Below are 24,430 nucleotides of genomic sequence, written 5' to 3'. Positions count from 1 at the left end.
AAGCCGGGAGGATACCTTAGATGGAAAATCTGAAACTAGACGCGAAGCTCTCTCTTCAAGAACCAGCCCATCTCTACTACGGCGGCGCATGGGTGCCGCCACTAGAGGGAAAGTACGAAGACACTTTCAACCCAGGAACCGGCGAGCGGATCGGGTCGGTTGCGACGGCAAGTCGCGCCGATGTCGATGCGGCGGTTGCGGCAGCGAAAGAAGGGTTCGAGGTATGGCGGGATGTTGTGCCGCTGGAACGCGCACGTATCCTGAAGGAAATCGCAAATCTCTTGCGAAAGCATGGCGATGAACTGGCGATGATGGACGCTGCAAACTGTGGCAACCCCTATACTGAAATGCGCGGCGACGCCGCGATTGCGGCAGCGCAGATGGAGTTTTTCGCCGGTCTTGTGACCGAAATGAAGGGTGATACGATCCCTATGGGACCAGAGCGCATCAACATGACCCTACGCCAGCCGATGGGCGTGGTTGCAAGGATTCTTGCCTTTAATCATCCGTTCATGTTCTGCGGCGGAAAGATGGCAGCGCCTCTGGCCGCAGGCAATGCCGTCATCATCAAGCCGCCGGTTCAGGCTCCGTTGTCTTCGCTGCGGCTGGCGGAGCTCATCGATGGCCTGCTGCCTAAAGGCACGTTCAATGTTCTGCCGGGCGGCGTCGAGGCAGGAGCTGGGCTGGCCGAACATCCCGACGTCGCCAAGGTCACACTCATCGGCTCCGTACCCGCGGGCCGGGCGGTGATGCGCAGCGCGAGCGACACCGTCAAACCAGTGCTGCTCGAACTCGGCGGCAAGAACGCGCTGATCGCCTATCCGGACAGCGATCCGAAGAAGATCGCCGATGCGATCGTCGGCGGCATGAATTTCGGCTGGTGCGGGCAATCTTGCGGATCGACGAGCCGCGCTTTCTTGCATGTAGACATCCACGATGCGGTCATCTCACATCTCAAAGCGGCTGTCGAACGGTACAAGCCAGGCATTCCGACAGAGCCGGAGACCACGATGGGGGCGATCGTCAGCCGGACACAGTTCGATCGGATCATGGACTTCATCGAATCCGCCATGAGCGAAGGCGCGCGTGCCGTAACCGGCGGCCATGCGGTGACCGAAGGTGCGCTGGCACAGGGAAGCTTCATCGCGCCGACGATTTTTGCGGATGTAACGCCGCAGATGCGTATCGCTCGCGAAGAGATTTTCGGGCCAGTTCTGGCGGTCCGCAAATGGTCGGACGAAGATTCCATGCTGAACGAGGTCAACGCACTTGAGCTGGGGCTGACCTGCGCAATTTGGACTCGGGACTTGGTTACGGCTCATCGCACGGCTGCTCGTGTCGAGGCCGGGTTTGTTTGGGTTAACGAAGTTGGCCGGCATTTCCTTGGTGCCCCGTTCGGTGGGGTCAAACAATCGGGTATCGGGCGCGAAGAAGGTATTGGCGAGCTGATTTCCTTCACCCATGAAAAGAATGTGCATATCAATCTGTCGGGTCAGTAACCCGGTGCAGAGGTAATGTGCGAACGGGGTCTGGGATCCAAAAGCTTTTTCTTTATTGATTGCTTTGGCCGGGATGAGACCATCCCTTCCTACCCTTTCTGCAAACCGACAAGGATCTGAAAAATAATGAGCAATGTTGCGAACGTCCCCGATATCATCCTCGAACCTATGGTTCGGAACGCCATTGTGGAGGACCTGGGTGCAGCAGGCGACGTGACAACCCGTTCCGTTCTGCCTGAAGGCACGCGCTACAAGGCGCAAATGCGTGCACGGCAGGACGCGGTTGTTTCTGGGATGCAGGTGGCCTCTCTGGCGTTTCGGCTGATTGATCCCGATCTTATTGTCGAGACTGTTGTCGCGGATGGTACGGCCTGCAAAACGGGCGATACCTTGATGCGTATAGAGGGATCGGCGGCGTCGATCCTTGCCGCAGAGCGTGTTGCCCTGAACTTTGCCGGGCGGTTGTCCGGGACGGCAACTTTGACAGCGTCCTATGTGCAGGAACTTGCGGGTACCAAGACACGTATCACCTGTACACGCAAAACCACACCGGGGCTGAAGCTTGTCGAGAAACTCGCGATTTTGCATGGCGGCGGCCACAATCACCGGTTTTCCCTGTCCGATGCAATCCTGATCAAGGACAACCATATCGCAGCGGCTGGTGGCATCAAACAGGTGTTGGAAGCCGTTCAGCGAAATGTGGGTCACATGGTCGTGGTCGAGATCGAGATCGACGGTTTGCATCAGTTGGACGAGGTGCTTCAGACCGGGGGCGCAGATGTCATCATGTTTGACAATATGTCGACCGAAGACATGGCCGAAGCCGTAAAGCGCATTGACGGGCGGGCGAAGACAGAAGCCAGCGGGAATGTGACCCTTGGCCGTTTGCGCGAAATCGCATCGGCAAATGTGGATTATATTTCCTCCGGTGCTTTGACCCATTCGGCGGGGACCGTCGATTTCGGTTTGGATTTCTGATCCTCTGAACCGCTCCAGACCGTCTGAAATGCAAAATGCCCGCCCTTTCGGCGGGCAATAAATACCTATTGCGTACGCCTTTCAAAATGGGGCGCTGCTGCATCAACACTTCATAAGGAAAGGCCAAAACACATGACAGAGCACAGGCTGTATCAGGTTGAGCGCCCAGTATCGTCGGATAGTTTGGGAGTTTGGGGTAGCGATGTATTTGCGGATATGTTGCGAGGTTTGGGGGTGAAGTATGTTGCGCTGAACCCTGGGTCGAGCTTTCGGGGTTTGCATGACAGCCTTGTGAACCACCTTGGTAATGAAGATCCGCAGATGCTGTTGTGTCTGCACGAAGAGCATGCGGTTGCGATTGCACATGGCTATGCGAAGGTGACGGGGGAGCCATTGGCGGTGATTCTGCACAGCAACGTGGGTCTGATGCATGGGACGATGGCGATCTTCAACGCATGGTGTGATCGGGTTCCTGTGCTGATCTATGGTGCGACGGGGCCGGTTGATGCGGCGCTGCGGCGTCCTTGGATTGACTGGCTCCATACCTGCCGTGACCAGGCGTCGATGATCCGGAATTATGTGAAATGGGACGATCAGCCTGGCTCGATGGAGGCGGCGCTGGAATCGATGTTGCGTGCGGATGTGATCGCGCGGAGCGAGCCGAAAGGGCCGACCTATGTGAACTTTGATGTGTCGATCCAGGAAAAGCAGCACGCGCAGGCCCCGGCGCTGCCGGATTTTGCGCGTTACCAGCCGCCTTTGCCTGCGGCTCCTTCGGCCGAAGGCGTGGCACGTGCGGCGGACCTGCTGAAGAACGCCAAGGCGCCTGTGGTGCTGGCGGGGCGGGTGTCGCGCGATCCGGCGGATTGGGCGCGGCGTGTGGCCTTTGTCGAGGGGCTGGGGGCGAAGGTTCTGACGGATATCCGGATCGGGGCGTCTTTCCCGACGGATCACCCGCGGCATCGGGGTAAACCAGCCTTCTTCATCGACGACGCGGCGGGCGCGGTGCTGCGCGAGGCCGATGTGATCCTGAGTCTGGACTGGCTGGATGTCGCGGGTACGCTGAAACTGGCGGGCGAAGTGACGGCGCAGGTGATCCAGGCGTCGCTGGATTATCAGCTGCACAATGGCTGGGGGATGGAGCATCAGGCGCTGCCTGCGCTGGATCTGCACCTGGCCTGTGGCCCGGATGTTGCGATGCATGCGATTGCCGATGCCCTGGGTGTAGGGGCGGGCGAGATGCCCGGTGATTTGCCGGTCAAACCCGCGCTGAACGCCCCCGATGCAGATGTTGAGCTTGATATCATGACGCTGGCCGGGGCGCTTGGCGAAGGTTTGGAAGGTGTCTGTGCCAGCTTTGTGCGTTGGCCGTTGGGTTGGGCGGGCGAGGCGTGGCACTTCCGTCATCCGCTGGACTTCCTGGGTTCGGATGGCGGCGCGGGGATCGGCTCGGGTCCTGGGATGCTGATCGGGGCGGCGCTGGCGCTGAAAGACAGCGACCGGCTGCCTGTTGCGGTTCTTGGGGACGGCGACTTCATGATGGCGGCCTCGGCATTTTGGACGGCGGCGCATTATGGCACTCCGTTCCTGGCGGTGGTGTCGAACAATCGCTCGTTCTACAATGACGAGGTGCACCAGGAACGCGTGGCAGTGGCCCGCAACCGCCCGGTCGAGAACAAGTGGATCGGCCAGCGTATCGGTGATCCGGATATCGACATTGCCGGAGTTGCGCGGGCGCAGGGCTGCGAAGGGATCGGCCCGGTCTTTACCGCGGGCGAGCTGGTCGAGGCGATCAAACAGGGCGTCGAGATGGTGCGCGCGGGCAAGAGCGTAGTGATCGATGCACGTGTCCAGCCGGGGTATAACCCCAACATGGTCGCTGGCCTGACGCGGAGCGACTGATGATGACCCCGAAGATCTATATTGCGCAGGATCCTGTGCTGGAAGAGGTGTTGGACACCGCAACGGATCGGCTGCGGGCCGAAGGCTGGGAGGTCGTTCGCGGCCCCCAGATCACCCCGGGTGTTCCGCTGCGGCTGACGGAAGAGCAACGGCAGGCGCTGCTGTCGGACGTTGATATCATCGTGGCCAGCTCGCGGTCGCGGCTGAGCGAGGCGGATCTGGATGCCTCACCACGGCTGCGGGCGCTGGTCTTTCCGACGATCGGGGTGGATGCGGTCGATCTGGAGGCCTGTGCCGCGCGTGGTCTGATCGTGGCCAATGGTGCAACGCCCGAGAACTTTCTGGCGATGTCAGAGGCGACAGTGATGCTGATGCTGGTGCTGCTGTACCGGCTGCATGAATCCGAACGCCTGCTACGCGAAAATGCGGGCCGGCCGCAGCAGATGTATGCGCGGATGGTGCGGGGCCGGACGATCGGCCTGATCGGGTCTGGCCGGATTGGGGCCGGGGTGATCGAGCGACTGCTGGCGTTCGAGCCGGCACAGATCCTGGTGCACGATCCGTTCCTGACACCTGACACCGCACCCGCGGGCGTACGGTTGGTGGAGCGCGACGCGCTGCTGACCACGTCCGATGTGGTCAGCCTGCATGTGCCGCTCAACGCGCAGACGCGAGGCATGATTGCCGAGGCGGAACTGCGCGCGATGAAGACAAATGCGGTTCTGATCAACACCTCGCGCGGGGGTCTCATTGACGAGGATGCGCTGGTGCGGGTGATGACAGCAGGACACCTGGCCGGTGCGGGGCTGGACGTGACGGAAACCGAACCGCTGCCCGCCGACCACCCGCTGCGCGGCCTCGACCGGGTGATCCTCACCCCGCATATCCTGGGCCACACCATTGATCTCTACACGGTCATGCCCGACGTCCTCGTCGAAAACGCAACACGCATCATGAAAGGTGATCTGCCGACATATGTCAGGAACCCCGATGTGGTGGAACGCTGGCGACAAAAGTTGAACGATCTGAACTGACCAACCCCTCCGCGCGAACGGTGTGCACAGCCGAACTGCAGAGCCTATGTTCCTTGCACCTATTGAATGGCCGTGAACCGCGCCGGGTTTGCCGGAGGCGTTACACAACGGTTGCCCGGCGCTGTGCGGCACAGTGGTGCAAGGCAGGTGTCGGCGCATGATGGTCGCGTACTGGAAAGCAACCGGCGCACAATCCCGACACAGGGGCAAAACCACCCCGGAAGAAAGTCCATACTCGGGCCCAACGATAGGCACCCCGGCTTCCATGTCTTGACTTTGTACCAAGGCTCGGCACCTATGTTGCGCGCGCCACAACTCTGGAGTTCTTAGCTATCAAGTCCGGGCGGGCGCGCTGTTTGGATAAAAACCATGTGTGGAGACAGGCCGTGAGCGATGCGATGAAAGAAAAGCAATCAAGCCACGTACCTGTCCAACCCGACGAGCGCATGGCCCGGCTGGTACGACTGGCGGCCCGCGGGTTCAACCGGGCGCTTCAACTTCGACTGCAAACGGAAAATGTTACGTTCGGTCAGTGGATTTTCCTGCGCATCCTCTGGCAGGAAGACGGGTTGTCGCAACGCGAACTGAGCGACCGGGCGCATCTCACCGAACCCACCGCCCACACCGCGCTCATCAAAATGGAAGAATTGGGTTTCATAGAGCGACGCAACGTCGAGGGCAACAAACGGCGCCAGCACGCGTTTCTGACGCGGAAGGGCTTGGAGCTGCGCGACGTTCTCGAACCTCTGGCGCTCGAAGTGAACGATGCAGCGATGGCGGGACTGTCCAAGAAAGCTCAGGAAGACTTGCGACACGCACTTGCCGTGATGATCCGGAACCTCGAAAATGACGAACAGGATGCGGCCGCCAGAGGGGTCCGTGTTCCCCCGACCAAGGGCAACACAGCAAACTGAATCGCGAGCCATGCGTGCCGAGTGTCCGGCGCGGGCCATTCAATGGCGGTTGCGGACATAGAGAGCCTATGGGGGCGGGGGTTTGAGGCCTGCTGCTCCGGGGCTCCACGGGTTGATAGTGCGTCACGACAAAGCACCTACGCCGGACACACGGCTTCGGCGTGTTCCGCGTCAGGAACTATGACTTGAGTGGCTTTCGCTGAACAATAGTCTCGACTTCAATCAGGGTTGACGGGTGCGAGTGGATAGACTACTAGCATTAAAGATAGATATCTAATATTAGATGTCTACTGAAAACAGGGAGGAAGACATGAAATTTCCAATCAAAGCCGTTGCCGCATCGATCGGCCTCGCGGTTCTTGCGAGCGCTGCTTCCGCAGAAAGCGTTAATGTGACCCTTTCAGGCGGCAATCCCTCGGGGCTTTGGTCGCTTCTGGGCGCTGGTATTGACCGTGCCGTCAAGGCGGATGACCCGAGCGGCGTGGTGACTTATCAGGCCACCGGTGGTGGCTTTGCGAACATCGGCCTTCTGGGCCGTGAACGGACCGACCTGGGGATGGCACATGATGCCGAGATCAAGCTGGCCCTCGCAGGGGACGAACCGTTTGACGCGCCGATCGAGAACCTTCAAGCCATCGGCTACATGTACAACTGGGCGCCGATGCACTTCTTCATCAAGAAGTCTCTTGCCGAAGAATATGGCATCGACAGCATTGACGACCTCGCGACGTCCGGCGCGGCGATCCGTGTTGCGAACAACAATGCCGGGAACATCGTCGCCAACATCGCGACCTTCATGCTCGAAGAGGCGGGCTACGACGAAGCCACGATCGAGTCCAATGGCGGCGTGCTTGTCCGTGGTGGTTCGTCACAGCAAGCAGATCTGATTGCAGACGGCCGCACCGATATGGTGATCAACGGCATTTTCATCGGACATTCGTCGTTCCGTAAAGTTGACGAGGGCAATCACGTCGTGTTGCTCAGCGTTCCCGAAAACATCATCGCTGCGACCAACGAGCGTTTCGGAACCGGCACGTTCACAATTCCAGCCGACAGCTACAAGAACCAGACCGAAGATGTCGTCACGCTCGCACTGGGTGCGATGGTAATCACTTCCGATGTACTGCCGGAAGAAACTGGCTACATGCTCGCAAAGAGCATCGCGTCCAATATCGACGAGATCCGCGGCGTGCATAAGGCGATGCAGGCGCTCACACCGGAACTTCTGACGTCGCAGACCACGCTGCCGTTCCATCCTGGTGCGGAGCGTGCCTACAAAGAACTGGGTCTGCTCAATTAAGGTCGATCCCGCGATCCGGCCGGCGCGCGCTGCAACGACACGCGCCGGCCCACTCATCGACTGCACAGAGCAATGCCCCGCGGTGGCTACGTGAGATGTCACGTCATGTCATCGCGCGGCCCATACATCGCGGTTCTTTCTCTTCTCTGCCTTATACGGGGTCTACATGAATTTTCCTTCGCTTACAGAAACCGGTCGTCGTAGAAATTTAGGCTCGCCGATGAGAACCATCGTCATGGTTCTGGCGGCGGCATTCGCGGTTTGGGTAATCCACTCGAACCTCTTCATCATCTCCGATCCGCTCATTCAGGGCATTCTGTTCGTATCGGGCATTTTCACGATTCTCTTCCTCGCGATCGGCGCGACCTCGCGCGCGCCGGACAGCATTCCGATCTATGATTGGGTTCTCTCTGCGCTGAGCCTGGCCACAGGGGTGTATTTCTACGTGACCTCGGGAGCGATTGCGGACCGGATCAGTCTACTCGACGAATTCACAACCGATCAGTTTTTCTTTGGCTCAGCCTTGTTGTTTCTGACCATCGAAGCGACCCGCCGGACCACCGGCCTAGGCCTGACCGGCGTTGTCGCCCTCTTCCTGATTTATAATCTGTTTGGCTCTCTTCTGCCGCCGCCATTCGGGCATCGCGTCAGCGAGTTCAGCTATCTCTTGGATATTCTGGTTTTCACCACCGATGGACTTTTTGGCGTGCCGCTTCAGGTCGTTGCTAGCTATGTTTTCCTGTTCGTGATGTTTGGAACATTCCTGGCCAAGGCCGGGGGAGGGGACTTCTTTTTCAACCTTGCAGCGCTTGTGACCGGCAATGCGCGCGGCGGCCCCGCCAAAATCGCGATCATTTCGTCGGGCCTGTACGGCACGATGTCCGGGAGCCCAACATCCGATGTTGTTGCAACGGGGTCGATCACGATCCCTGTCATGAAGCGACTCGGCTATCGGGCACGGTTCGCGGGGGCGGTGGAAGTCGCGGCGTCGTCTGGCGGAAGCGCGATGCCTCCGATCATGGGGTCAGCAGCCTTCATCATGGCCGAGTATTCCGGCATTTCCTACAACGCCATCGTGCTCGCCGCTCTGGTGCCGGCGCTTCTATACTACACGGGTGTCTTCGCTCAGGTTCACTTCCGGTCAGTCAAGCACAACCTTCGACCCTCTGCAGACGAAATACCTTCAGCAAAGGAAACATTCAGGACCGGATGGGTTTTCCTGCTGCCGATCATCGGCATCATCGTCGCCCTCATTCTGGGGTATTCCCCGACCTTCACAGCCGGTGTCGGAGTTCTAGTAACCATCCTGTCCGCGATGATGCTGAAAGACACACGGCTGTCACTGTGGCAGTTGGTGGAAGGGCTGGGGGCGACTACGCTCCAGATTCTGCCAGTCGCCGGCGCTTGTGCCGCGGCCGGTCTTGTGATTGGCGGCTTGTCGATGACCGGCCTTGGAATGAAATCCGCGAACGTCATTTTGACTGTCAGCAACATGCAACCACTGCTGACACTCGTTATCGCCGCGGTCGTCACGATTGTTCTCGGTCTCGGGATGCCAACGCCCAGTGCGTATATCCTGGCAGCCGTGCTGGTCGGACCGGCGCTGGCAAAGCTCGGTTTCCCGACGTTGCCGAGCCAGATGTTTCTGCTCTACTATGCGATTCTCTCGGCACTTACGCCACCGATCGCCGTGGCAGCAATCGCGGCCTCAGCGATCGCCGACGAAGACCCCTTCAAGATCGCTTTCTCCGCAGTCCGGCTGGCCATCGTCGGCTTCCTTCTGCCCTTCGCCTTCGTGTGGAACCCAGGCATCCTCCTAGAGCTCGGTCCTCTGGCAAACACTTTGGCCGTAGTGGGCGCCTTTGCCGGAGCACTCGCGGTCGCAGCCTCTCTGGAAGGCTTGGTCAAGACGCAACTCAGTGCAGTCGAACGGGGCGTACTGCCAATCGCTGCGATTGGCGCCGTAAGCCCTTACTTGGCGGTATCCGCGATCTGTATTTTAGTGATTGTCGCAATGCTATTCCGGCAGATCGCATTCACGACAGAAAACGCCCGCGTGGACAGTGCCTAGCTGTGGCGCCTCAGCAGGTTGACCCGATTGAAGCGCAGTCTGGTCATCGAGGGATTCAACCCAGAGACGGCATGTGGCCTGGGCCAATTTTTAAGGTTGGTCCGGGCCGGTCGGCCTATGACGCGGAACACAGGCGGCTACTTCCATAGGTGGGAGCTGATCACTTCGCAACCGGCGCAAAGTATTTCGAGGTTCAGGAAATGAATGAAACACCGGGGCCGGAAGAACTTGGGCCAAAACAGCTTAGTATTGGCACCGACGCGATCCCCGAGCTGTCGGTTTCCATCAGAGCACCCCTTGCACAGGCCGCGGTCGTCGCGAAGGCGATAAACGATGCCGCTCTGTATCACCTAGATTGGAACCGATTTGACGCTCGCATGTCCCTACAGAATCAGACTGGCATTGACCAGATCATCTTTTCGGTGACCTTGCTTGGGGAAGAAGCATCCGTTTCGCTCCGAGACGGAATGGCCGCCTTGGCCCATGATCTCGAAGAGAGGCTGAGCTTCGCTTCGGTGACTGTAGGGCACCAGGTGCCGGCCAACGGTACTGACCCGAAACCGCCAGCCGCGCCGCGCTATTGGAAGGCCTGGGTCACCAGCATGCTGGGTGTCTATCCCCTGCTGATCCTTATCTACTACGCGCTGCAACCGCTCACGCAAAACCTTCCAGGTCCCGTGTCTCTGTTTCTTGTTGCGCTGGTGCTCACCGGAGTGAACGGTGTCTACGTTGCGCCGTTTCTGGGCAAGAGATTGCGTCCATGGCTCACACGGTGAAGCGAGATGGTTCGCTTGCCGCGACTTATGCACAGGCTGGCTGCCATGACACCTCAGAGACGGGCCCGGCAAGCCGCTGTCGGGGAGGTTCCGGACCACAATTGCGCGAAAGTATCTCGGTTTTGCGATCTCGTCAGCTTGATCTAGTTCAGAACCCGCTATTTCGGACAACAAGTTAGGTCGATACCTACAACGCGGGAAAAAAAAGTGGCAGGTTACGTTGACAGATAAAACTTAGAGAGCTAAGAATAGTTGAGAGGTCGAAAACCACTCATCCACTGAAAGAGTCGGATGCCATTGGAGGAGCCCAGATGCTTACACCCGAAGAGAATGAACTGCTTACACGCGTAACGGGGGATGCCCCGATGGCGCGACTTATGCGTCAGCATTGGACGCCTGTATGCCTGATCGAAGAGGTTGAAGAGTCGGACGGCAAACCGCTTCGAGTCGAAGTTCTCGGCGAAAGCTATGTCGCGTTCCGGGATACCAAGGGTCGTCTGGGAATGCTGGATGAGCTTTGCCCCCACAGAAAGGCCTCTCTGGTCTATGGCCGTAACGAGGAATGTGGGCTGCGCTGCCTCTATCACGGCTGGAAGATGGATGTTGAAGGCAATGTCGTCGCAATGTCTTCAGAGCCGGAAGGCAGTCCATTGATGGACAAGGTCAAACATCGTTCCTACCCCGTGCGGGAGTGGGGCGGCTTCGTCTGGGCTTGGCTCGGCGAGAAAGATGATATGCCCGAGTTCCAGCCGCCGGCCTTTGCGCCAACCGAAGACACCCCAGTTTCGATCCTGAAGATTCGCGTGCCCGCCAACTGGGCGCAGATTCACGAGGGCCAGATCGATAGCGCGCATTCATCATCGCTCCATTCCTCGAATATGGTTCCGGCACGGGTCGAGGGCGCCGCGGCGGACGACAAATCATGGTACCGCCCATCGACAGACAAATCTCCGCGTATGCAGACTGAAACCACGAGCTACGGTTTCCATTACGCGGCGATCCGTAAGCCGATCAAAAACGCTCAGACGCACAACTATCTCCGGATCACCGAATTTATCGCGCCCTATTATTCGCTGATTCCGCCGAACAACAACTACCGGGTCGCCAGCGTCATCGTGCCGATCAATGACGATGAGACAGCGTTTCACTTCATAGCCTTCGACGGACCGAACGTTCCCTCCACTGAAGAGTGGCGCAAGTTTGCCCATGCCGTACCGGGTGAGGACGTGGACCACAAATGGCGCTCTCTCCGGACGTTGGAGAACGACTTCAAGCAGGACCGAGAAAGGATGAAAGAGGGCCACTTTACCGGCGTGGACGGCATTCCGAACGAAGATATTGTGATGTGGGTTTCGATGGGTAGCCGCGTACAGCGTCACACGGACATTCTTGGGGCCTCCGACCTGGCGATTGTCGAGTTCCGCCGCCTCATGGCCGATGCGGCAAAGAAAGTCGCCGAAGGTGGCCAGGCAATCGGCACCGAGTCGAAGATTCCGCAAAGGGTAATCGCCTCTCACGAGGGAGTGTATCCTAAGGACGTCGATTGGCGAACACTGGTGGACACGTCGAGCAAGACGGAAGCGGCGGAATAACTTGCGCACATGTTTCCTCCCTGAACCGTCCAAGGCCTCAAGGGGTTTTGGGCGGCTCTTTTTTCGTGGTGCCGTCGGACTTTCATAGCTTCCCTCGACGGATTCTGCTCGGCGGGCGACAGGCGTTATGACGACAGCAATCAATATCGAAGACTTGCGGGCGCAGGCACGGCGTCGCCTGCCACGGGTGGTGTTCGATTATTTGGATGGGGGCGCGGAATCGGAGGTGACGCTGCGGCACAATCGCAGTTCCTTCACGAATATCGTTCTCACGCCGCGAATCCTCAAAGGGGGGAGCGTCGATCTCACCTTGGAGCTGTTCGGGGAAACATACTCGAAGCCGTTTTTCATAGGGCCGACAGGGCTGAACGGCCTCTACTGGCCCCAGGGAGATCTGCACCTCGCCGCTGCGGCCGAACGAGCCGGGGTCGGGTTCACGGTTTCGACCGCCTCGAACACGACGCTGGAAGAGATCGCGCGGAGGAGCAAGGGTCCCCTCTGGTTCCAGCTTTATCCGTGGGGGAAGGGCGCATTCGCTGATGCGCTGATCGACCGGGCACAGGCGGCCGGTTACTCGGCTCTGGTACTGACTGTCGATTCACTCGTGGGCGGCAAGCGCGAACGTGATCTGCGGCACGGCTTCGCCCACGAAATCCGCATTGGCCCTCGGACTGTTCTCGATGGGCTTCTGCATCCTGCTTGGCTGACCTCCGTATGGCTCGGGCCGCACCGTCCCAGACTTGAGAACCTCTTGGACTTTGTCGGAAACAGCGCGAGCGACAGAGAACTGGCCGAGTTTACCCGATCTCAGCGGAACCCGGAGTTTTCTTGGGGAGATGTTCGCCGCATTCGGGAGAAATGGAAAGGCCCGCTGCTGATCAAGGGTATCATGTGCCCAGAAGATGCGATTGACGCGCAACGCGCCGGTGTGGATGGAATCGTCGTCTCGAACCATGGTGGCCGTCAGCTTGATGGCGCTCCTGCCACCATCGACGTACTCGCAGATATCATCGCGGCTCTTGATCGGAAGTTTCCGGTTCTGCTGGACGGCGGCATTCGTCGCGGCAGTGACATCGTGAAAGCCCTCGCCTTGGGTGCGAAGGGCATTCTGCTGGGTCGCGCGCCGCTCTATGGCTTGGCGGCGCAAGGCGAGGCGGGCGTGTCACGGGCGCTTTCGATCCTTGAAGAGGAGATGACGAGGACCATGACCTTTGTGGGCGCAAGATCCGTGTCTGCGGTCTCTGATTTCAACGTCGAAATTCGACGGTAATAAATGGTTCCTCCGCCAGTAGCGCTTGCACGATCAACGTTTTGGATGACTGCGTAGTTCAAGGTCGGTTGACACACATAACTTAGCTATCTAAACAAATTCACAATCACGACCATATGGGAGGACCTCATGGAGAATATCAAGATGCGCGTCGAGAAACGGCGTGACTTGACCCCGAGCATCGCCGAATTCACCCTGGTGCCGGTTGGGGCCGATGTGCTCCCTAGTTTCGATCCTGGTGCTCACATCACCTTGGAAACTCCGTCCGGAGCGATGCGTCGCTATTCACTGATCAACGATGGCAGCGACCCAAAGGAATTTGTTGTCGCGATCAAAAGAGAACCGAATTCGCGTGGGGGCTCCGCGTCGATGCACGAACAGGCGACCGTCGGGTCCGAGTTGACAGTCGAATTCCCGGAAAACGATTTCCCGCTAACCGATGTTCAGAAGTACCTGCTCATCGCCGGCGGTATCGGGATCACGCCGATTCTGTCGATGGCACGGTATCTCGACAAGAAGGGCAAGATGCTCAGAATCATCTACGTCAGCCGCAGTCCGGAGGAATCGGCCTATCTGGATGAACTGATGAGAGATTTCGATGGCCGGATCATTGTGCACCATGACGGCGGCGCTCCGGATGCAGTCTACGATTTCTGGGACGATCTCGTCACGCCCCGTGCCACTCACGTCTTCTGTTGTGGTCCGAAACCGCTGATGGATGAAATCAAGGCCGTTTCCGGGCACTGGCCGGAGGGGCGAGTTCACTTCGAGGATTTCAAGCCCGTCGATGTGGTGCGCCAAGACGATGTCTCTTTCGAAGTGGAGCTGAAAAAAAGTAGCGAAACCGTCACGGTGCCCGAAGATCGTTCGATCTTGGAGGCATTGCGTGACGCCGGATTCGCAACGTCCAGCTCCTGTGAAAGTGGCACATGCGGCACCTGCAAGATCCGCCTCCTCGAAGGGGAAGCTGACCATCGCGACATGGTGCTTATGGAAGAGGAAAAAAGCGACCATATAATGATTTGTGTATCGCGCGCGCTATCGGGGAGGCTGGTTCTTGACCTCTGATCCCGTCCGCCTCGGAGTTGCGGGATTGGGGCGGGCTTTCATGCTGATGGTCCCCACCTTTGATGCCGACGCACGCGTCAAGCTCACGGCCGCGGCCGCGCCGAGGGCGGAAAGCCGGGCCGCATTCGAAGAGCAATACGGCGGTGTCGCCTATCCGACTGTCGAGGAACTATGCGCCGATCCATCTGTGGAAGCGATCTACATCGCCACCCCGCACCAAATGCATGTAGATCACGTTCTGGCCGCGGCGCGCGCTGGAAAGCACATTCTCGTGGAAAAGCCGCTCGCGATCTCGATGGAAGACGCCGAGACCATGGTCGCCGCCGCGAACGAGGCGGGGGTTCACCTGATCGTTGGGCCCAGCCACAGTTTCGATCCGCCGGTCGAGCTGGCCGCGCAGTTGATCGCGAGCGGCAAGTTCGGCCAGCTGAGAATGATCCAGGCCCTTAACTACACTGACTTCCTGTATCGTCCCCGACGCCCGGAGGAGCTGCGCACCGAAGAAGGAGGAGGGGTGCTGTTCAGCCAGGCCATCCACCAGATCGACGTGGTCCGACGGCTTGCGGGCGGCATGGGAGAGAAGATTTATGCCATGACCGGGGCATGGGATCCAAAGCGTCCAACAGAAGGCGCCTTTACGGCGCTGATGAACTTTGAGGGTGGATGCGTCGCCAATCTCACCTATTCGGGCTATGCCCATTTCGATAGCGACATTTGGATGAACGACGTCGGAGAGCTGGGGCAGCGAAAACTCGCCGGCGCCTATGGCGATGCAAGGCGGGCGCTGATGGACCTCGATCCCGATGACGAGGCGCGCCTCAAGACGACGCGCACATTCGGCAGCGGTAAGACGGTCGACGCAAAGCACAACGAGCATTTTGGCCCAGTCATCGCGCTTTGCGACCGTGCCGACCTAAAGCTGACTCCGGACGGAGTTGAAGTATTTGGTGACACCGAGCGTGGCTTCATCGAAGTGACATTCGGGCCCGCGCCACGTAGAACCGTGAACGATGCACTGGTAGCCGCTGTCCGCCAGAACAAGGCCCCCGTCCAGACGGGCGCGTGGGGTCTGGCAAGCCTGGAGGTTTGCCATGCGATCCTGCAGTCCGCCTCGACCGGCCAACCTGTCGACCTGCGGCAACAATGCAAAACAAATGAGGAGGAACAAACTGGATGAGCAATCTCAAACTATCCCTTGCCATGGGAAATTATGACCGGACGCGTGCCATTGTGGATGGAAGAGTGCAGATAGACGGTGTCGATCCCGTGCCCATGCTACTGTCCCCAGAGGAAATGTTCTTCCGGGCGTTCCGCCACGAAGCTTTCGATATCAGCGAAATTTCGTTGTCCTCCTATTCGATCTCGGTCGCCCGCGGAAATCCGCACTATGTCGCGATCCCGGTCTTTCTGAGCCGGGCGTTCCGTCACACTTCTGTCTACATTCGAACCGACAAAGGAATCGAAACGCCTCAGGATCTGAGGGGCAAGCGCATTGGGATCGCCGAATACCAGCTGTCCGCCAATGTCTGGGTGCGCGGCATTCTCGAAGAGGAATACGGTGTCAAACCCTCCGACATCATCTGGGTGCGCGGCGGTATGGATACGCCGGGCCGGCCCGAAAAGATCAAGGTTCAGTTACCCGGCGATATCCGCATGGAAGAGGCGCCGGTCGGCAGCACGTTGAATGGCATGCTCGAAGCCGGTGAGATCGACGGCTTCGTCGGCCCGCGTTGGCCGCGTTGTTTCGCCGAGCGGCATCCGCACGTAGGTCGGCTTTTTGCAGACAGCATCGCTACGGCCGAAGCCTATTTCGAAAAGACCCGGATCTTTCCGATCATGCATGTTCTTGGGGTGCGCCGCAGCCTCGCCGAGGAATACCCGTTCCTACCCGCCGCCCTGCTCAAGGCGTTCACGCAATCGAAGCTAATAGCAGAAGAGGCCCTGTCGGACACCTCTGCAACGAAAGTAACGATGCCCTTCGTCGAGGATAATCTCAACCGCGTGCATGCGCTAATGGGTGACGACCCCTGGAGCTATGGCGTCGGCGGCAACGCCCATGTCCTGAACAAGTTTTTGGATTACCACGCGAGTCAGGGACTGTCGCCGCGCCGGGTGGAGATCGAAGAACTGTTCCATCCCTCGACCCTAGAAGCCTACAGCCTTTAAGAGGAGCGCCACAATGGAAAAGTACGCACCCGGAGATATCGTCGAGGTCGAAACAACGAAGGGGCTGGCTTACGTACAGCTCACACATACCCACCCGAGCTATCCTCCCGTGGTCAAGTTCCTCCCGGGGTCTTACGAACACCGGCCCGACAATGTGACTGTATTGGCCGAAAAACCCGCACCGATAGCCATGGTCCCCCTAACGGGGGTATTGAATCGGTTAGGGTTGAAGCACGCGCTTGCCGGAAGGTCGGACATTCCGCATTCGGAAAGAAGCTTCCCGATTTTCCGGATGCCGATTCGCGACAAGCAAGGCAAGATCATCTATTGGTGGTTCTGGGACGGCCAAGGGTTGACCTATTCTACCGAGCTGATGGAGCAGCAGGAGACGCTGCCAATGCGCGAGGTTATGTCTTCAGGCCACTTCCTGGATCAGTTGCTGGCCCATGACGAGTAGCAGGAACAATCCGCGCCGACAGGCGCGATGACCGCGGGGTTCGGTGGCCTCTTGGCCGCGTTCGGAGCGTTCTGCTACGCCTTGAGTTCGGTTTCCATTGCCAAGAGCTCCCAATCGGTTCAGGGCCGCGGCAACGACGTTCTTATCTCTGTGCTGATGACCGCCGTTGTCTCCGGGGCGCTTTGGCTGCTCCTGGGTCCAACGATGCCGGAACTTGGACGCGGTGTACTCATTGGTGTGGCCTATTTCGTTGCAGCCGGGGTGCTTGGCAACGTTGTCGGCCGTCTTACGCTGTTTCGCTCCGTAGAGCTTGCCGGAGCCATCGAGACCGGTTTCATCCGACGCCTGATACCGGTGTTTGCGGCGCTGTTGGCGTTCTTTCTGCTGGGTGAGGTCATCACCACACCTGTGGTCATCGCCTTCTTTCTGGTTACCAGCGGCGTGGTGGTCATGATGTCACGCGCTTCTGTCAAATCGGCTTCTGACTTAGCGGTCGGAGAGCCCGACCCTCTAGAGAGGAACAAGGGCCGCGCGATGGCCGTAGCGTCGGCCGCCGGATATGGTGGCTCTTTCGTCTCCCGAAAACTCGCGATGCAGACTTTGCCAGACCCTCTGGCCGGCGTGTTCATCGGTGCGATGACGGGTCTAATGTGGTTCGCGGTCTCCTGGGTGTTCCGGTTCAAATCGCGCAACGCGCTGTCCTGGCGAATTCAGCGGCCGAGCGGGTGGCAACTTCTGGCTGGCGGTTCGATGACCGTTGGACAAGTGGCGCTGTTCTTTTCGCTTATATTTACTGATGTGACCGTCGTCGCGATCATGTCATCGATCGAGATGTTCTTTGCCGCCTGGCTCGCAGGCCATATCTTCAAAACCGAACGGCGCCCAGGTCCCAGATTCTACCTGGCGTCTGCACTGGCCGCGACCGGTGTGACACTTCTCGCCCTTGCGCCAAGGTTTGGTTAGCGGGACTGGCAACACACGCTTGCGAGATTATCCAGAAGCTTGTCCATCGCAGCGAAAAGGCGACCCAACTCGTCGGGTTCAAATCCCGCCGAGGCGTGATCTGCCGCGAGACGCGCAGATTTCATTGCGCCATCGATCCTTCGAAGGCCTGTGTCAGTCAGGTCGACATGAACCACGCGCCGGTCGGACTGGCTGCGGTTACGCGTGATAAGATCTCGCTTTTCGAGCTCGTCCAGTACGCGTGTAGATGACGCCTTTTCGATGCCCAGCAACCCGGAAAGCTCGGATTGTTTTAGTTTGCCTTCCTCTCTCAGGCACCGGAGATGAATGTACTGCGCCATGCTGAGCCCGGTTTCGCGCAACTGCTCCTGCAGCAGCTTACCATAAAGATGATGCGCCAGGCGGAGCGACGCCCCAAGACCACGTTTCCTAGAAGGTGATTGCGGCACGATTTGCGCCCCCCTAATTTAGATGTCTTATTTCTTGACAATTCTAAAGCCACTCTTATAGTAAGGCAATCTTACTAACTTGAAGCAAGACTGGGCAACAGACGGAGGAGCTAAGATGCCAGAAAGATTGCTATGTGCGGTGTCGGACTTGAGCGACAAGACGGCAAAGATTTGCGAGGTCGACGGGGTCGAGATCGGGGTCATTCGGCACAAAGGAGACATCGTTGCATATAAGAACGTGTGTCCGCACCAAGGTGGCCCGGTATGCGAAGGCCTAAAGATGCCGCAGGTCTGCGTCGAACTCGACGACCAGCAGCGCGCGCTCCGGCAGACCTTCAACGAAGACGAACTGCATTTCGTTTGCCCGTGGCATGGCTGGGAATTCAAGATTGCGACGGGCGAAGCCGTTGGCGATCCAAAGTACAAAATGAAACGTTACAACGTGGTGGAAAGAGGAGGTGAGGTCTATGTCGAAGTTTGACCAGATAGCCGCTGAAGCTCCTGCTCTGGAGGCATCGGTCGATGCTGTCCTGAATGCACTGCGCAACCCCGAAAGCAGTGGCCTGCGCGCCGAGCAACTTCAGGCGCTGCTTTCACACGCTGTGACCGCATATGCGAAACTTCGCGAAACCAATGACGGCTTGCCCGCATTCCCACGAGACAACGATGTCTCGGCGACAGCTGTCGCCATCGCCGCGACCGGCATTCTCGATGCCGCCGATATGGCGGTGTTCGAGTTGGGCATGTGGCAGACGCTGAATCCGTAACACGAGGGGAGAGAGATAAAATGTCTTTGACGGGCAACACGATGAACTACAGCTCGGATAACGATCCGGCGATACAGGAATTTAACACCAGCAAGCTGCTGAAGAACGCACGTAAGCAAGCGGAAGACCGTAATTACAAAGACTTCTTCATTTGCGATGTGGACAGCCACCACTATGAGACTGAGGCCTTGCCGGAAATCCTGCAATACATGGACGACCCGGTGATGCGCCATCTTGGCTTGTCAGCCGGTAACGTTGGCCGCGCCGGCCTTATTCCGCAGGCGATCGGTTCGCAGGACATGGCTGGGCGCGTGACGCGCTATGCGGGTCGGAACAAGGAAATTGTCCCCGAAGAACCACACCGCGACATCACTTTGGCACGGCGCTGGATGGACGCGATGGGTACGGATATGGCGTGCCTTTTCCCAACCCCAATGCTGTTGTTGGCAACGCACCCCCAAGTCGAGGTCGAGGTGGCAATGGCCCGCGCCTATAACCGTTGGCTGAGCGAGCGCATTCTTGAAGAAGACAATCGCCTCGTATCCATGGTCTATCTGCCCATGAACGAGCCGCACGAAGCCGAGAAGATGATTGACGAGTTCGCCGAAAAGAAAGGCGTCGTTGGGTTCCTTTCGACTGGGTATCTCAAGCGGCCAGTGCATGACAGCGCAAACATGCGTATTTATGCCAAACTGGAAGAGCATGGAATGCCTCTTGGCTTCCACGCGGCTTATCACTGGGCCGACACCTCGTTGGCACAGCTGAACAAGTTTATCTCAGTTCACGCGCTTGGTTTCAGCTTCTGTAACATCATCCACATGACCAACTGGGTTATGAACGGCATGCCCGAGCGTTTTCCAAAGCTGAAAACCATGTGGATCGAAAGTGGTCTGGCTTGGGTTCCTTTCCTGATGCAACGGCTGGACAACGAGTACATGATGCGTACGTCCGATGCTCCGCTCTTGAAGAAAAAACCCAGCGATTACATGCGTGAGATGTACTACTCTACGCAGCCGATGGAGCTGGTGGACAACCGCGAAGCCTTGGAAGTCACCTTCAAGATGATAAACGCAGAATCGCAGTTGCTCTATTCGTCCGACTATCCGCATTGGGATATGGATCTTCCGAGCACGATCTATGACCTTCCGTTCTTGGACGAGAAGGCCAAGCGGAGCATTCTAGGTGGAAACGCGCAGAAACTGTTCAATCTTGACCCAGTTATGTCCGAGTGGAAACTGGAGGCAAACGCCAAAGGTTGACGCCGTTCTCGTCGTCCGTCTTCAACAGGACACGCATATACGGATCACTGCGAGGCTGCCCGGAGAACATCCGGGTGGCCTCTTTCATGCTTGAACGGCACGCAGTATGTCTGGCGGTTATCGCGACCTAGCTATCTCTTGAAGCGCGGCAAAAAACATAGACATCTAAGTAGTCAAATGATAGCATGTCTTAGCGTTCGATCAGTGAGGCGAAGATGAGCATCAAGAATATCCTTATTACGCATTCCGGGAGTGCTGGATTCCCGAGTGGCGTAGGTCATGCGACAAAAATTGCGGCCAAGCACGATGCATGGCTGACGGCGGTTTATGGCAGCACTTCTTCCTACTTCGAACATGTTCTCGGCCTGACCGAGGAACTTCTCGACAAGCTCGGAAATGTGCGAAATGAGAAAATCGAAGCTGCTCGAGCCTTTTTTGAGGAGCAAGCTTCTTCGGCAGGAGTGGCCGAACGGTCGCGTTTTGTTATGCCAAGCGAGATCGGAAAGTTAAGTTTGCCCGAAATCGCACGTAATTTTGATTTTGTGGTGACAGGCTACCAATCGAACCTTCCTACCGATGAATTTCGCGCTGTGAACCCAGATCTTATGGCACTACAAAGCGGCCGCCCAGTCCTTGTTGTACCCAATGGATACTCTACTGACAAACTCGGTTCACATGCTCTCGTCGCCTGGGACGGAAAGCGCTCGGCAGCCCGAGCGCTCAACGACGCAATGACGATCTTGGAGGAGAGACCGCGCAAGGTCACGATCTTGAGCGTTGGCGCGAGCCTGCCGAAAATGCCCGAAGGAACAGACATTGTCACCCACCTCCAACGCCATGGTGTTGACGTGGAACAGGTCGAGCGCCCCAAAGGCAAGAACGGCATAGCCGACGTTATTCAACGGACCGCTGCCGAGTTGGGGGCAAAGTTGATCGTGATGGGGGCTTACGAACACAGCAAATTCTCACAAGACCTGTTCGGTGGCGTTACCCACGAAGTCATCAGGAACAGCCAAGTGCCGGTGTTCATGTCCCACTGACCGCATCGTCGCGCCTTTCGGAGGGCGTCCTTTGCGTGGCTAGCAGTGTCGTCCCCCGCGCGGAGCCTTCTGTCCATGATCATGCAGGCTCGGCGAAGGATTGACGGATTCGGTCCATGAGCTGAATTTGCGGCGCGGAGAACACCGTCTTCTTGTCGTAGACCAGGAACAGCGGCATCGCAATTTCCAGCTCTGGTGTATGCACAAGGCGAAGCCCTGACACCTCTGGGTCCCTCGGCAATGCGCTCTTGAAGACGAAACCGGCCCCGACATCGGCGCGGATCGCATTTAAGATCGGCTCGGGATGCCCGAAGGCCAGTACGCTGTTGGTTCTCACGACCCCAGCGGCGCGCAGCACCTCATCGATGAGTTCTCGAGCCATTTGCCCCTTCGGCGGGGTGATCAGCGGCAATGTCCCTAGCTCATCGATGTAAGCGACATCGCCGACCAGTCGGCTCTCTATCGCGGCCACCAGATAAAGCGGCTCGCGCCAGAGCAATTCGATTTCCAACCGTGAGGTGTCGCGATTGTGATCAACCAAAGTGATACCGAAGTCGCAATCCCCAAGCAGAACTGATTCCGTGGCCAGGTAGGGGCTGGCCATCGACACCGAAATCCTGGCCGATGGGAATTCCTTTTTGAACGCAATTATAGTTTCAGACAACTTGTAGGTGCCGGCCACCATCGACGAGGCGATCCGCGTTCGGCCAATCAGACCTTTCTTGATGTCTGCGAGGTCAAGAAACATATCTGAGCTGCGCTGAATAGTTTCCTTCGCCCAGGCAAGAGTGCGACGCCCGGCATGTGTCAGTTCGATGTTGCGCCCGGCCTTGCGCACCAACTTGACACCAAGGCTCTTCTCAAGACTGCGCAGGTGGGCGGTTACTGCGGGTTGCGCAATATTCAAATACTCCGCCGCGCGGGTTACACTGTTGAATTTGGCGATCGTGCAAAAGACGTGCAGCTTGTGCAGCGTGAGATTGCGCGACCGAAGCAAGTCTTTCGACGGCGTGTCGTTCGGTTCTTCTGGCCGATCTTTGCGCAATTCCTGTTCTCCCGTGTCAGGCATCCGGTTTGATGGCTCGGAAGCATACCAAAACCACAATAAATCAGTCGGGCAAGTTCAGGAATCAACTCTATTGATTGAGTGCCCGGCATTAAATCATAACCATAGCCATATATATTGTCGACGTTTGCGTATTGGACCCGAGACCGCTCGGCATCGCACAATCGGAACATTCCTGATCCTTGCGCGGCTATCGCAGCGGCTCGAGTGATACAGTCGGCTAGAAGCCTGTCGTCCAGAAGAGTCGAAGGTTCATACCATTTGAAGGGAGGAGGAAAGTTTGAAGGAATTTGCGTTCGGTACGGAGCCGCCCGGGTCCGGTAGGATTTGCGTCGTCGGGGCCGGATTCATGGGATGTGTCATCGCGACACTCTATGCGCATCACGGCTATGATGCGGTGATCTGCGACAGCAATCAGACCATGCTTGACACTTACGTAGAGCGGGCCCGCCCGATCGCGGCAGGACTGGTCGAGGATTCGGATGCATCGGAGGCCATGCTAGCCGGAGTGACACTTGAGCCGGATCTTGCGAGCGCGATCGAAGGGGTCTTCCTCGTGCATGAAGCAGTGCAGGAATCCCTGGAAGTCAAACAGGCCCTGTTCGCGGAACTCGAAAGGATCTGTCCGGAAAACGTGGTGCTGGCGACCAATACCTCGTCCTTCCTAATCTCCGACATCGCCGCTCAAATGACACGCAAAGAGCGGATGATGGGCATTCACTATGTTACTCCGGGTCATATCGTTCCCGTAATCGAGTTGATCCATGCGGCCGATACGCCAGCGGAGTTGGTGGCATGGAGCCGCATGCTGGTGCAGAACATCGAACATGTCGGTGTCGCGATCCTCGAACGTCCAGGCTTTCTTGTGAACCGGATCCAGTTCGCCATGCTGACCGAGATCTATCGTCTGATGGACGAAGGCCTGGTGTCGCGTAGCCCTTAATTGTGAGATGAGAAATCCAACGAAATCAACGGCCTTGCTTTGCCCTTAAATATGATATTTTGCCTTTAAATCCGATATTTTTGCCCTTAAACCTGAGACAGGGTTCGCAGCTTCGTGTGGCAAATATTGATGGATGATGATCGCGAAGACTTCGTTGCCGCTGGTGCTGAGGAGGCGCGCAGGGCGGCCGTTCTGCGTCCGCTTGTTCAGGCATATCTCAAAGGAACTGGCAGTCTGGAAAGTGGCATCAATGACGCCGTTTGGGAGCTTGGTGTCAGCAGGGCGACTGTCTGGCGCTGGATAAAGCGTCTGGCCGAAGAGGGTGGGCGCACCAGCGCGCTGGCTTCTCGGAAACGGGGCCGCCCGACTGGTACAACCTTGATATCCGGCAAGGTGGAAGCGGTGATCGAAGAACATCTTCGCCGTTATTTCTTACGGCGGGAACGCCCAAGCCTGTCGCGCATCGTGACAGAAATCCGAAGCGCGTGCTGGCAGCAGGGCTTGCAACCGCCGACACGTCGGACGGTTCAGCGCAGGCTGGATGCAATGGATGCCCGTGAAATTGCCAAGGCACGCGAAGGCGCAAAGGCGGCCCGCCAGAAATTTGCGCCGGTCGTAGGCGACAACAAGGCAAACCGGCCACTGGAGGTCGTGCAAATCGACCATACGCCTGCGGACATCATTCTCGTCGACAGTTTTGAACGCAAACCAATTGGGCGGCCTTGGGTCACGCTGGCGATCGACGTCGCAACGCGGATGGTGACCGGATATTACACCTCTCTCGAGGCACCTTCGCGTCTGTCGGTGGCGCTTTGCCTGACACAGGCTGTGGCCCCCAAGGCGGAACTTCTGGCGGATTGGTGCGCAATGTTCCTTGGCCCGCGCAGGTAAACCGCATAGCATCCACGTCGATAAC

At 58.0% G+C, this 24,430-nt stretch carries 23 protein-coding genes; 21 read left to right on the top strand and 2 right to left on the bottom strand.

The features are described from left to right. Window positions 1–20 precede the first annotated feature (20 nt). The 15 genes from R2601_RS22905 to R2601_RS22835 all read left to right on the top strand — a co-directional run bounded on the left by R2601_RS22905 (window position 21) and on the right by R2601_RS22835 (window position 17,990). Complete coding sequence (locus R2601_RS22905; RefSeq protein ID WP_007803185.1) at window positions 21–1,499, top strand: aldehyde dehydrogenase family protein; 1,479 nt, start codon at window positions 21–23, stop codon at window positions 1,497–1,499. 126 nt (window positions 1,500–1,625) lie between these two features. Further along, window positions 1,626–2,477, top strand: a complete 852-nt coding sequence (nadC, locus tag R2601_RS22900; RefSeq protein WP_007803184.1) for a carboxylating nicotinate-nucleotide diphosphorylase — start codon at window positions 1,626–1,628, stop codon at window positions 2,475–2,477. A 132-nt stretch (window positions 2,478–2,609) separates the two neighbouring features. Beyond that, entirely contained in the window at window positions 2,610–4,379 is a 1,770-nt protein-coding gene (locus R2601_RS22895; protein WP_040545931.1) for a thiamine pyrophosphate-binding protein, read from the top strand. Continuing rightward, the gene (locus tag R2601_RS22890; protein WP_007803182.1) at window positions 4,379–5,413 is read left to right on the top strand and encodes a 2-hydroxyacid dehydrogenase; all 1,035 of its coding nucleotides are present in this window, start codon (window positions 4,379–4,381) and stop codon (window positions 5,411–5,413) included. Before R2601_RS22895 ends, R2601_RS22890 begins: the two co-directional genes overlap by 1 nt. Before the next feature lie 386 nt (window positions 5,414–5,799). Then, window positions 5,800–6,327, top strand: coding sequence for a MarR family winged helix-turn-helix transcriptional regulator (locus tag R2601_RS26265; protein WP_229678654.1), 528 nt, complete (start codon window positions 5,800–5,802; stop codon window positions 6,325–6,327). 310 nt (window positions 6,328–6,637) lie between these two features. Beyond that, window positions 6,638–7,627, top strand: coding sequence for a TAXI family TRAP transporter solute-binding subunit (locus R2601_RS22880; protein WP_040545928.1), 990 nt, complete (start codon window positions 6,638–6,640; stop codon window positions 7,625–7,627). A 220-nt stretch (window positions 7,628–7,847) separates the two neighbouring features. After that, window positions 7,848–9,698: a TRAP transporter permease gene (locus R2601_RS22875; protein ID WP_007803178.1), complete on the top strand. Its 1,851-nt coding sequence runs from the start codon at window positions 7,848–7,850 to the stop codon at window positions 9,696–9,698. 200 nt (window positions 9,699–9,898) lie between these two features. Then, a complete protein-coding gene (locus R2601_RS22870) occupies window positions 9,899–10,474 on the top strand; it encodes a putative antibiotic biosynthesis monooxygenase (RefSeq protein ID WP_040545926.1) in 576 nt (191 codons plus the stop codon). 311 nt (window positions 10,475–10,785) lie between these two features. Beyond that, window positions 10,786–12,066, top strand: a complete 1,281-nt coding sequence (locus R2601_RS22865; RefSeq protein WP_040545925.1) for a Rieske 2Fe-2S domain-containing protein — start codon at window positions 10,786–10,788, stop codon at window positions 12,064–12,066. A gap of 127 nt (window positions 12,067–12,193) precedes the next feature. Continuing rightward, entirely contained in the window at window positions 12,194–13,336 is a 1,143-nt protein-coding gene (locus R2601_RS22860; RefSeq protein WP_007803174.1) for an alpha-hydroxy acid oxidase, read from the top strand. Window positions 13,337–13,465: 129 nt separating this feature from the next. Continuing rightward, window positions 13,466–14,404 (top strand): PDR/VanB family oxidoreductase, encoded by a 939-nt coding sequence (locus R2601_RS22855; protein WP_007803173.1) that lies wholly within the window; start codon window positions 13,466–13,468, stop codon window positions 14,402–14,404. Continuing rightward, window positions 14,361–15,581 carry a Gfo/Idh/MocA family protein gene (locus tag R2601_RS22850; protein ID WP_256359826.1) on the top strand — a complete coding sequence of 407 codons (1,221 nt, stop codon included), beginning with the start codon at window positions 14,361–14,363 and terminating at the stop codon, window positions 15,579–15,581. The genes R2601_RS22855 and R2601_RS22850 overlap by 44 nt, the downstream gene beginning before the upstream one ends. Next, the gene (locus tag R2601_RS22845) at window positions 15,578–16,570 is read left to right on the top strand and encodes an ABC transporter substrate-binding protein (RefSeq protein WP_179949503.1); all 993 of its coding nucleotides are present in this window, start codon (window positions 15,578–15,580) and stop codon (window positions 16,568–16,570) included. Before R2601_RS22850 ends, R2601_RS22845 begins: the two co-directional genes overlap by 4 nt. A gap of 13 nt (window positions 16,571–16,583) precedes the next feature. Next, a complete protein-coding gene (locus tag R2601_RS22840) occupies window positions 16,584–17,027 on the top strand; it encodes a hypothetical protein (RefSeq protein WP_007803168.1) in 444 nt (147 codons plus the stop codon). Between the two features lie 27 nt (window positions 17,028–17,054). Continuing rightward, window positions 17,055–17,990, top strand: coding sequence for an EamA family transporter (locus tag R2601_RS22835; protein WP_007803166.1), 936 nt, complete (start codon window positions 17,055–17,057; stop codon window positions 17,988–17,990). On the opposite strand, the gene R2601_RS22830 is transcribed toward R2601_RS22835, so the two are convergent. Next, complete coding sequence (locus R2601_RS22830; protein ID WP_229678653.1) at window positions 17,987–18,439, bottom strand: MarR family winged helix-turn-helix transcriptional regulator; 453 nt, start codon at window positions 18,437–18,439, stop codon at window positions 17,987–17,989. The two genes, R2601_RS22835 and R2601_RS22830, sit on opposite strands and share 4 nt — an antisense overlap. 115 nt (window positions 18,440–18,554) lie before the next feature. On the opposite strand from R2601_RS22830, the gene R2601_RS22825 reads away from it, so the two are divergent. The 4 genes from R2601_RS22825 (at window position 18,555) to R2601_RS27475 (ending at window position 21,505) form a co-directional block, all read left to right on the top strand. Further along, entirely contained in the window at window positions 18,555–18,920 is a 366-nt protein-coding gene (locus R2601_RS22825; RefSeq protein WP_076626060.1) for a Rieske (2Fe-2S) protein, read from the top strand. Then, entirely contained in the window at window positions 18,907–19,206 is a 300-nt protein-coding gene (locus R2601_RS22820; protein ID WP_007803160.1) for a hypothetical protein, read from the top strand. Before R2601_RS22825 ends, R2601_RS22820 begins: the two co-directional genes overlap by 14 nt. Window positions 19,207–19,226: 20 nt before the next feature. Next, window positions 19,227–20,465 carry an amidohydrolase family protein gene (locus R2601_RS22815; protein WP_007803158.1) on the top strand — a complete coding sequence of 413 codons (1,239 nt, stop codon included), beginning with the start codon at window positions 19,227–19,229 and terminating at the stop codon, window positions 20,463–20,465. Between the two features lie 215 nt (window positions 20,466–20,680). Beyond that, window positions 20,681–21,505: a universal stress protein gene (locus R2601_RS27475; protein ID WP_229678652.1), complete on the top strand. Its 825-nt coding sequence runs from the start codon at window positions 20,681–20,683 to the stop codon at window positions 21,503–21,505. 79 nt (window positions 21,506–21,584) lie between these two features. Here the strand turns inward: R2601_RS27475 and R2601_RS22805 are convergent, their stop codons facing one another. Then, the gene (locus R2601_RS22805) at window positions 21,585–22,574 is read right to left on the bottom strand and encodes a LysR family transcriptional regulator (RefSeq protein ID WP_008335700.1); all 990 of its coding nucleotides are present in this window, start codon (window positions 22,572–22,574) and stop codon (window positions 21,585–21,587) included. 277 nt (window positions 22,575–22,851) lie between these two features. Here R2601_RS22805 and R2601_RS22800 point away from each other — a divergent pair, with 277 nt between their 5' ends. Together R2601_RS22800 and R2601_RS26720 are read left to right on the top strand one after the other, a co-directional pair. Continuing rightward, window positions 22,852–23,514, top strand: coding sequence for a 3-hydroxyacyl-CoA dehydrogenase family protein (locus R2601_RS22800; protein WP_007803148.1), 663 nt, complete (start codon window positions 22,852–22,854; stop codon window positions 23,512–23,514). Between the two features lie 129 nt (window positions 23,515–23,643). Further along, window positions 23,644–24,405: a TnsB C-terminal domain-containing protein gene (locus tag R2601_RS26720; RefSeq protein WP_254656105.1), complete on the top strand. Its 762-nt coding sequence runs from the start codon at window positions 23,644–23,646 to the stop codon at window positions 24,403–24,405. The last annotated feature ends 25 nt before the right edge of the window (window positions 24,406–24,430 follow it).

The sequence above is a fragment of the Salipiger bermudensis HTCC2601 genome (genome assembly GCF_000153725.1).
Taxonomy (GTDB): domain Bacteria; phylum Pseudomonadota; class Alphaproteobacteria; order Rhodobacterales; family Rhodobacteraceae; genus Salipiger; species Salipiger bermudensis.
Note: the sequence above shows the minus strand (reverse complement) of the source record. Positions and strands in the feature narration are given on the sequence as shown.

What these genes read in the sequence shown, in the direction of transcription:
- R2601_RS22820 (WP_007803160.1), top strand. Translation starts at nt 18,907, where the DNA reads ATGTCGAAGTTTGACCAGATAGCCGCTGAAGCTCCTGCTCTGGAGGCA.
- R2601_RS22840 (WP_007803168.1), top strand. Translation starts at nt 16,584, where the DNA reads ATGGAAAAGTACGCACCCGGAGATATCGTCGAGGTCGAAACAACGAAG.
- R2601_RS22895 (WP_040545931.1), top strand. Translation starts at nt 2,610, where the DNA reads ATGACAGAGCACAGGCTGTATCAGGTTGAGCGCCCAGTATCGTCGGAT.
- R2601_RS22815 (WP_007803158.1), top strand. Translation starts at nt 19,227, where the DNA reads ATGTCTTTGACGGGCAACACGATGAACTACAGCTCGGATAACGATCCG.
- nadC (WP_007803184.1), top strand. Translation starts at nt 1,626, where the DNA reads ATGAGCAATGTTGCGAACGTCCCCGATATCATCCTCGAACCTATGGTT.
- R2601_RS22845 (WP_179949503.1), top strand. Translation starts at nt 15,578, where the DNA reads ATGAGCAATCTCAAACTATCCCTTGCCATGGGAAATTATGACCGGACG.
- R2601_RS22835 (WP_007803166.1), top strand. Translation starts at nt 17,055, where the DNA reads ATGACCGCGGGGTTCGGTGGCCTCTTGGCCGCGTTCGGAGCGTTCTGC.
- R2601_RS22875 (WP_007803178.1), top strand. Translation starts at nt 7,848, where the DNA reads ATGAGAACCATCGTCATGGTTCTGGCGGCGGCATTCGCGGTTTGGGTA.
- R2601_RS22805 (WP_008335700.1), bottom strand. Translation starts at nt 22,574, where the DNA reads ATGCCTGACACGGGAGAACAGGAATTGCGCAAAGATCGGCCAGAAGAA.
- R2601_RS22905 (WP_007803185.1), top strand. Translation starts at nt 21, where the DNA reads ATGGAAAATCTGAAACTAGACGCGAAGCTCTCTCTTCAAGAACCAGCC.
- R2601_RS22825 (WP_076626060.1), top strand. Translation starts at nt 18,555, where the DNA reads ATGCCAGAAAGATTGCTATGTGCGGTGTCGGACTTGAGCGACAAGACG.
- R2601_RS22860 (WP_007803174.1), top strand. Translation starts at nt 12,194, where the DNA reads ATGACGACAGCAATCAATATCGAAGACTTGCGGGCGCAGGCACGGCGT.
- R2601_RS22890 (WP_007803182.1), top strand. Translation starts at nt 4,379, where the DNA reads ATGATGACCCCGAAGATCTATATTGCGCAGGATCCTGTGCTGGAAGAG.
- R2601_RS26720 (WP_254656105.1), top strand. Translation starts at nt 23,644, where the DNA reads ATGGATGATGATCGCGAAGACTTCGTTGCCGCTGGTGCTGAGGAGGCG.
- R2601_RS22870 (WP_040545926.1), top strand. Translation starts at nt 9,899, where the DNA reads ATGAATGAAACACCGGGGCCGGAAGAACTTGGGCCAAAACAGCTTAGT.
- R2601_RS22865 (WP_040545925.1), top strand. Translation starts at nt 10,786, where the DNA reads ATGCTTACACCCGAAGAGAATGAACTGCTTACACGCGTAACGGGGGAT.
- R2601_RS27475 (WP_229678652.1), top strand. Translation starts at nt 20,681, where the DNA reads ATGAGCATCAAGAATATCCTTATTACGCATTCCGGGAGTGCTGGATTC.
- R2601_RS22880 (WP_040545928.1), top strand. Translation starts at nt 6,638, where the DNA reads ATGAAATTTCCAATCAAAGCCGTTGCCGCATCGATCGGCCTCGCGGTT.
- R2601_RS22855 (WP_007803173.1), top strand. Translation starts at nt 13,466, where the DNA reads ATGGAGAATATCAAGATGCGCGTCGAGAAACGGCGTGACTTGACCCCG.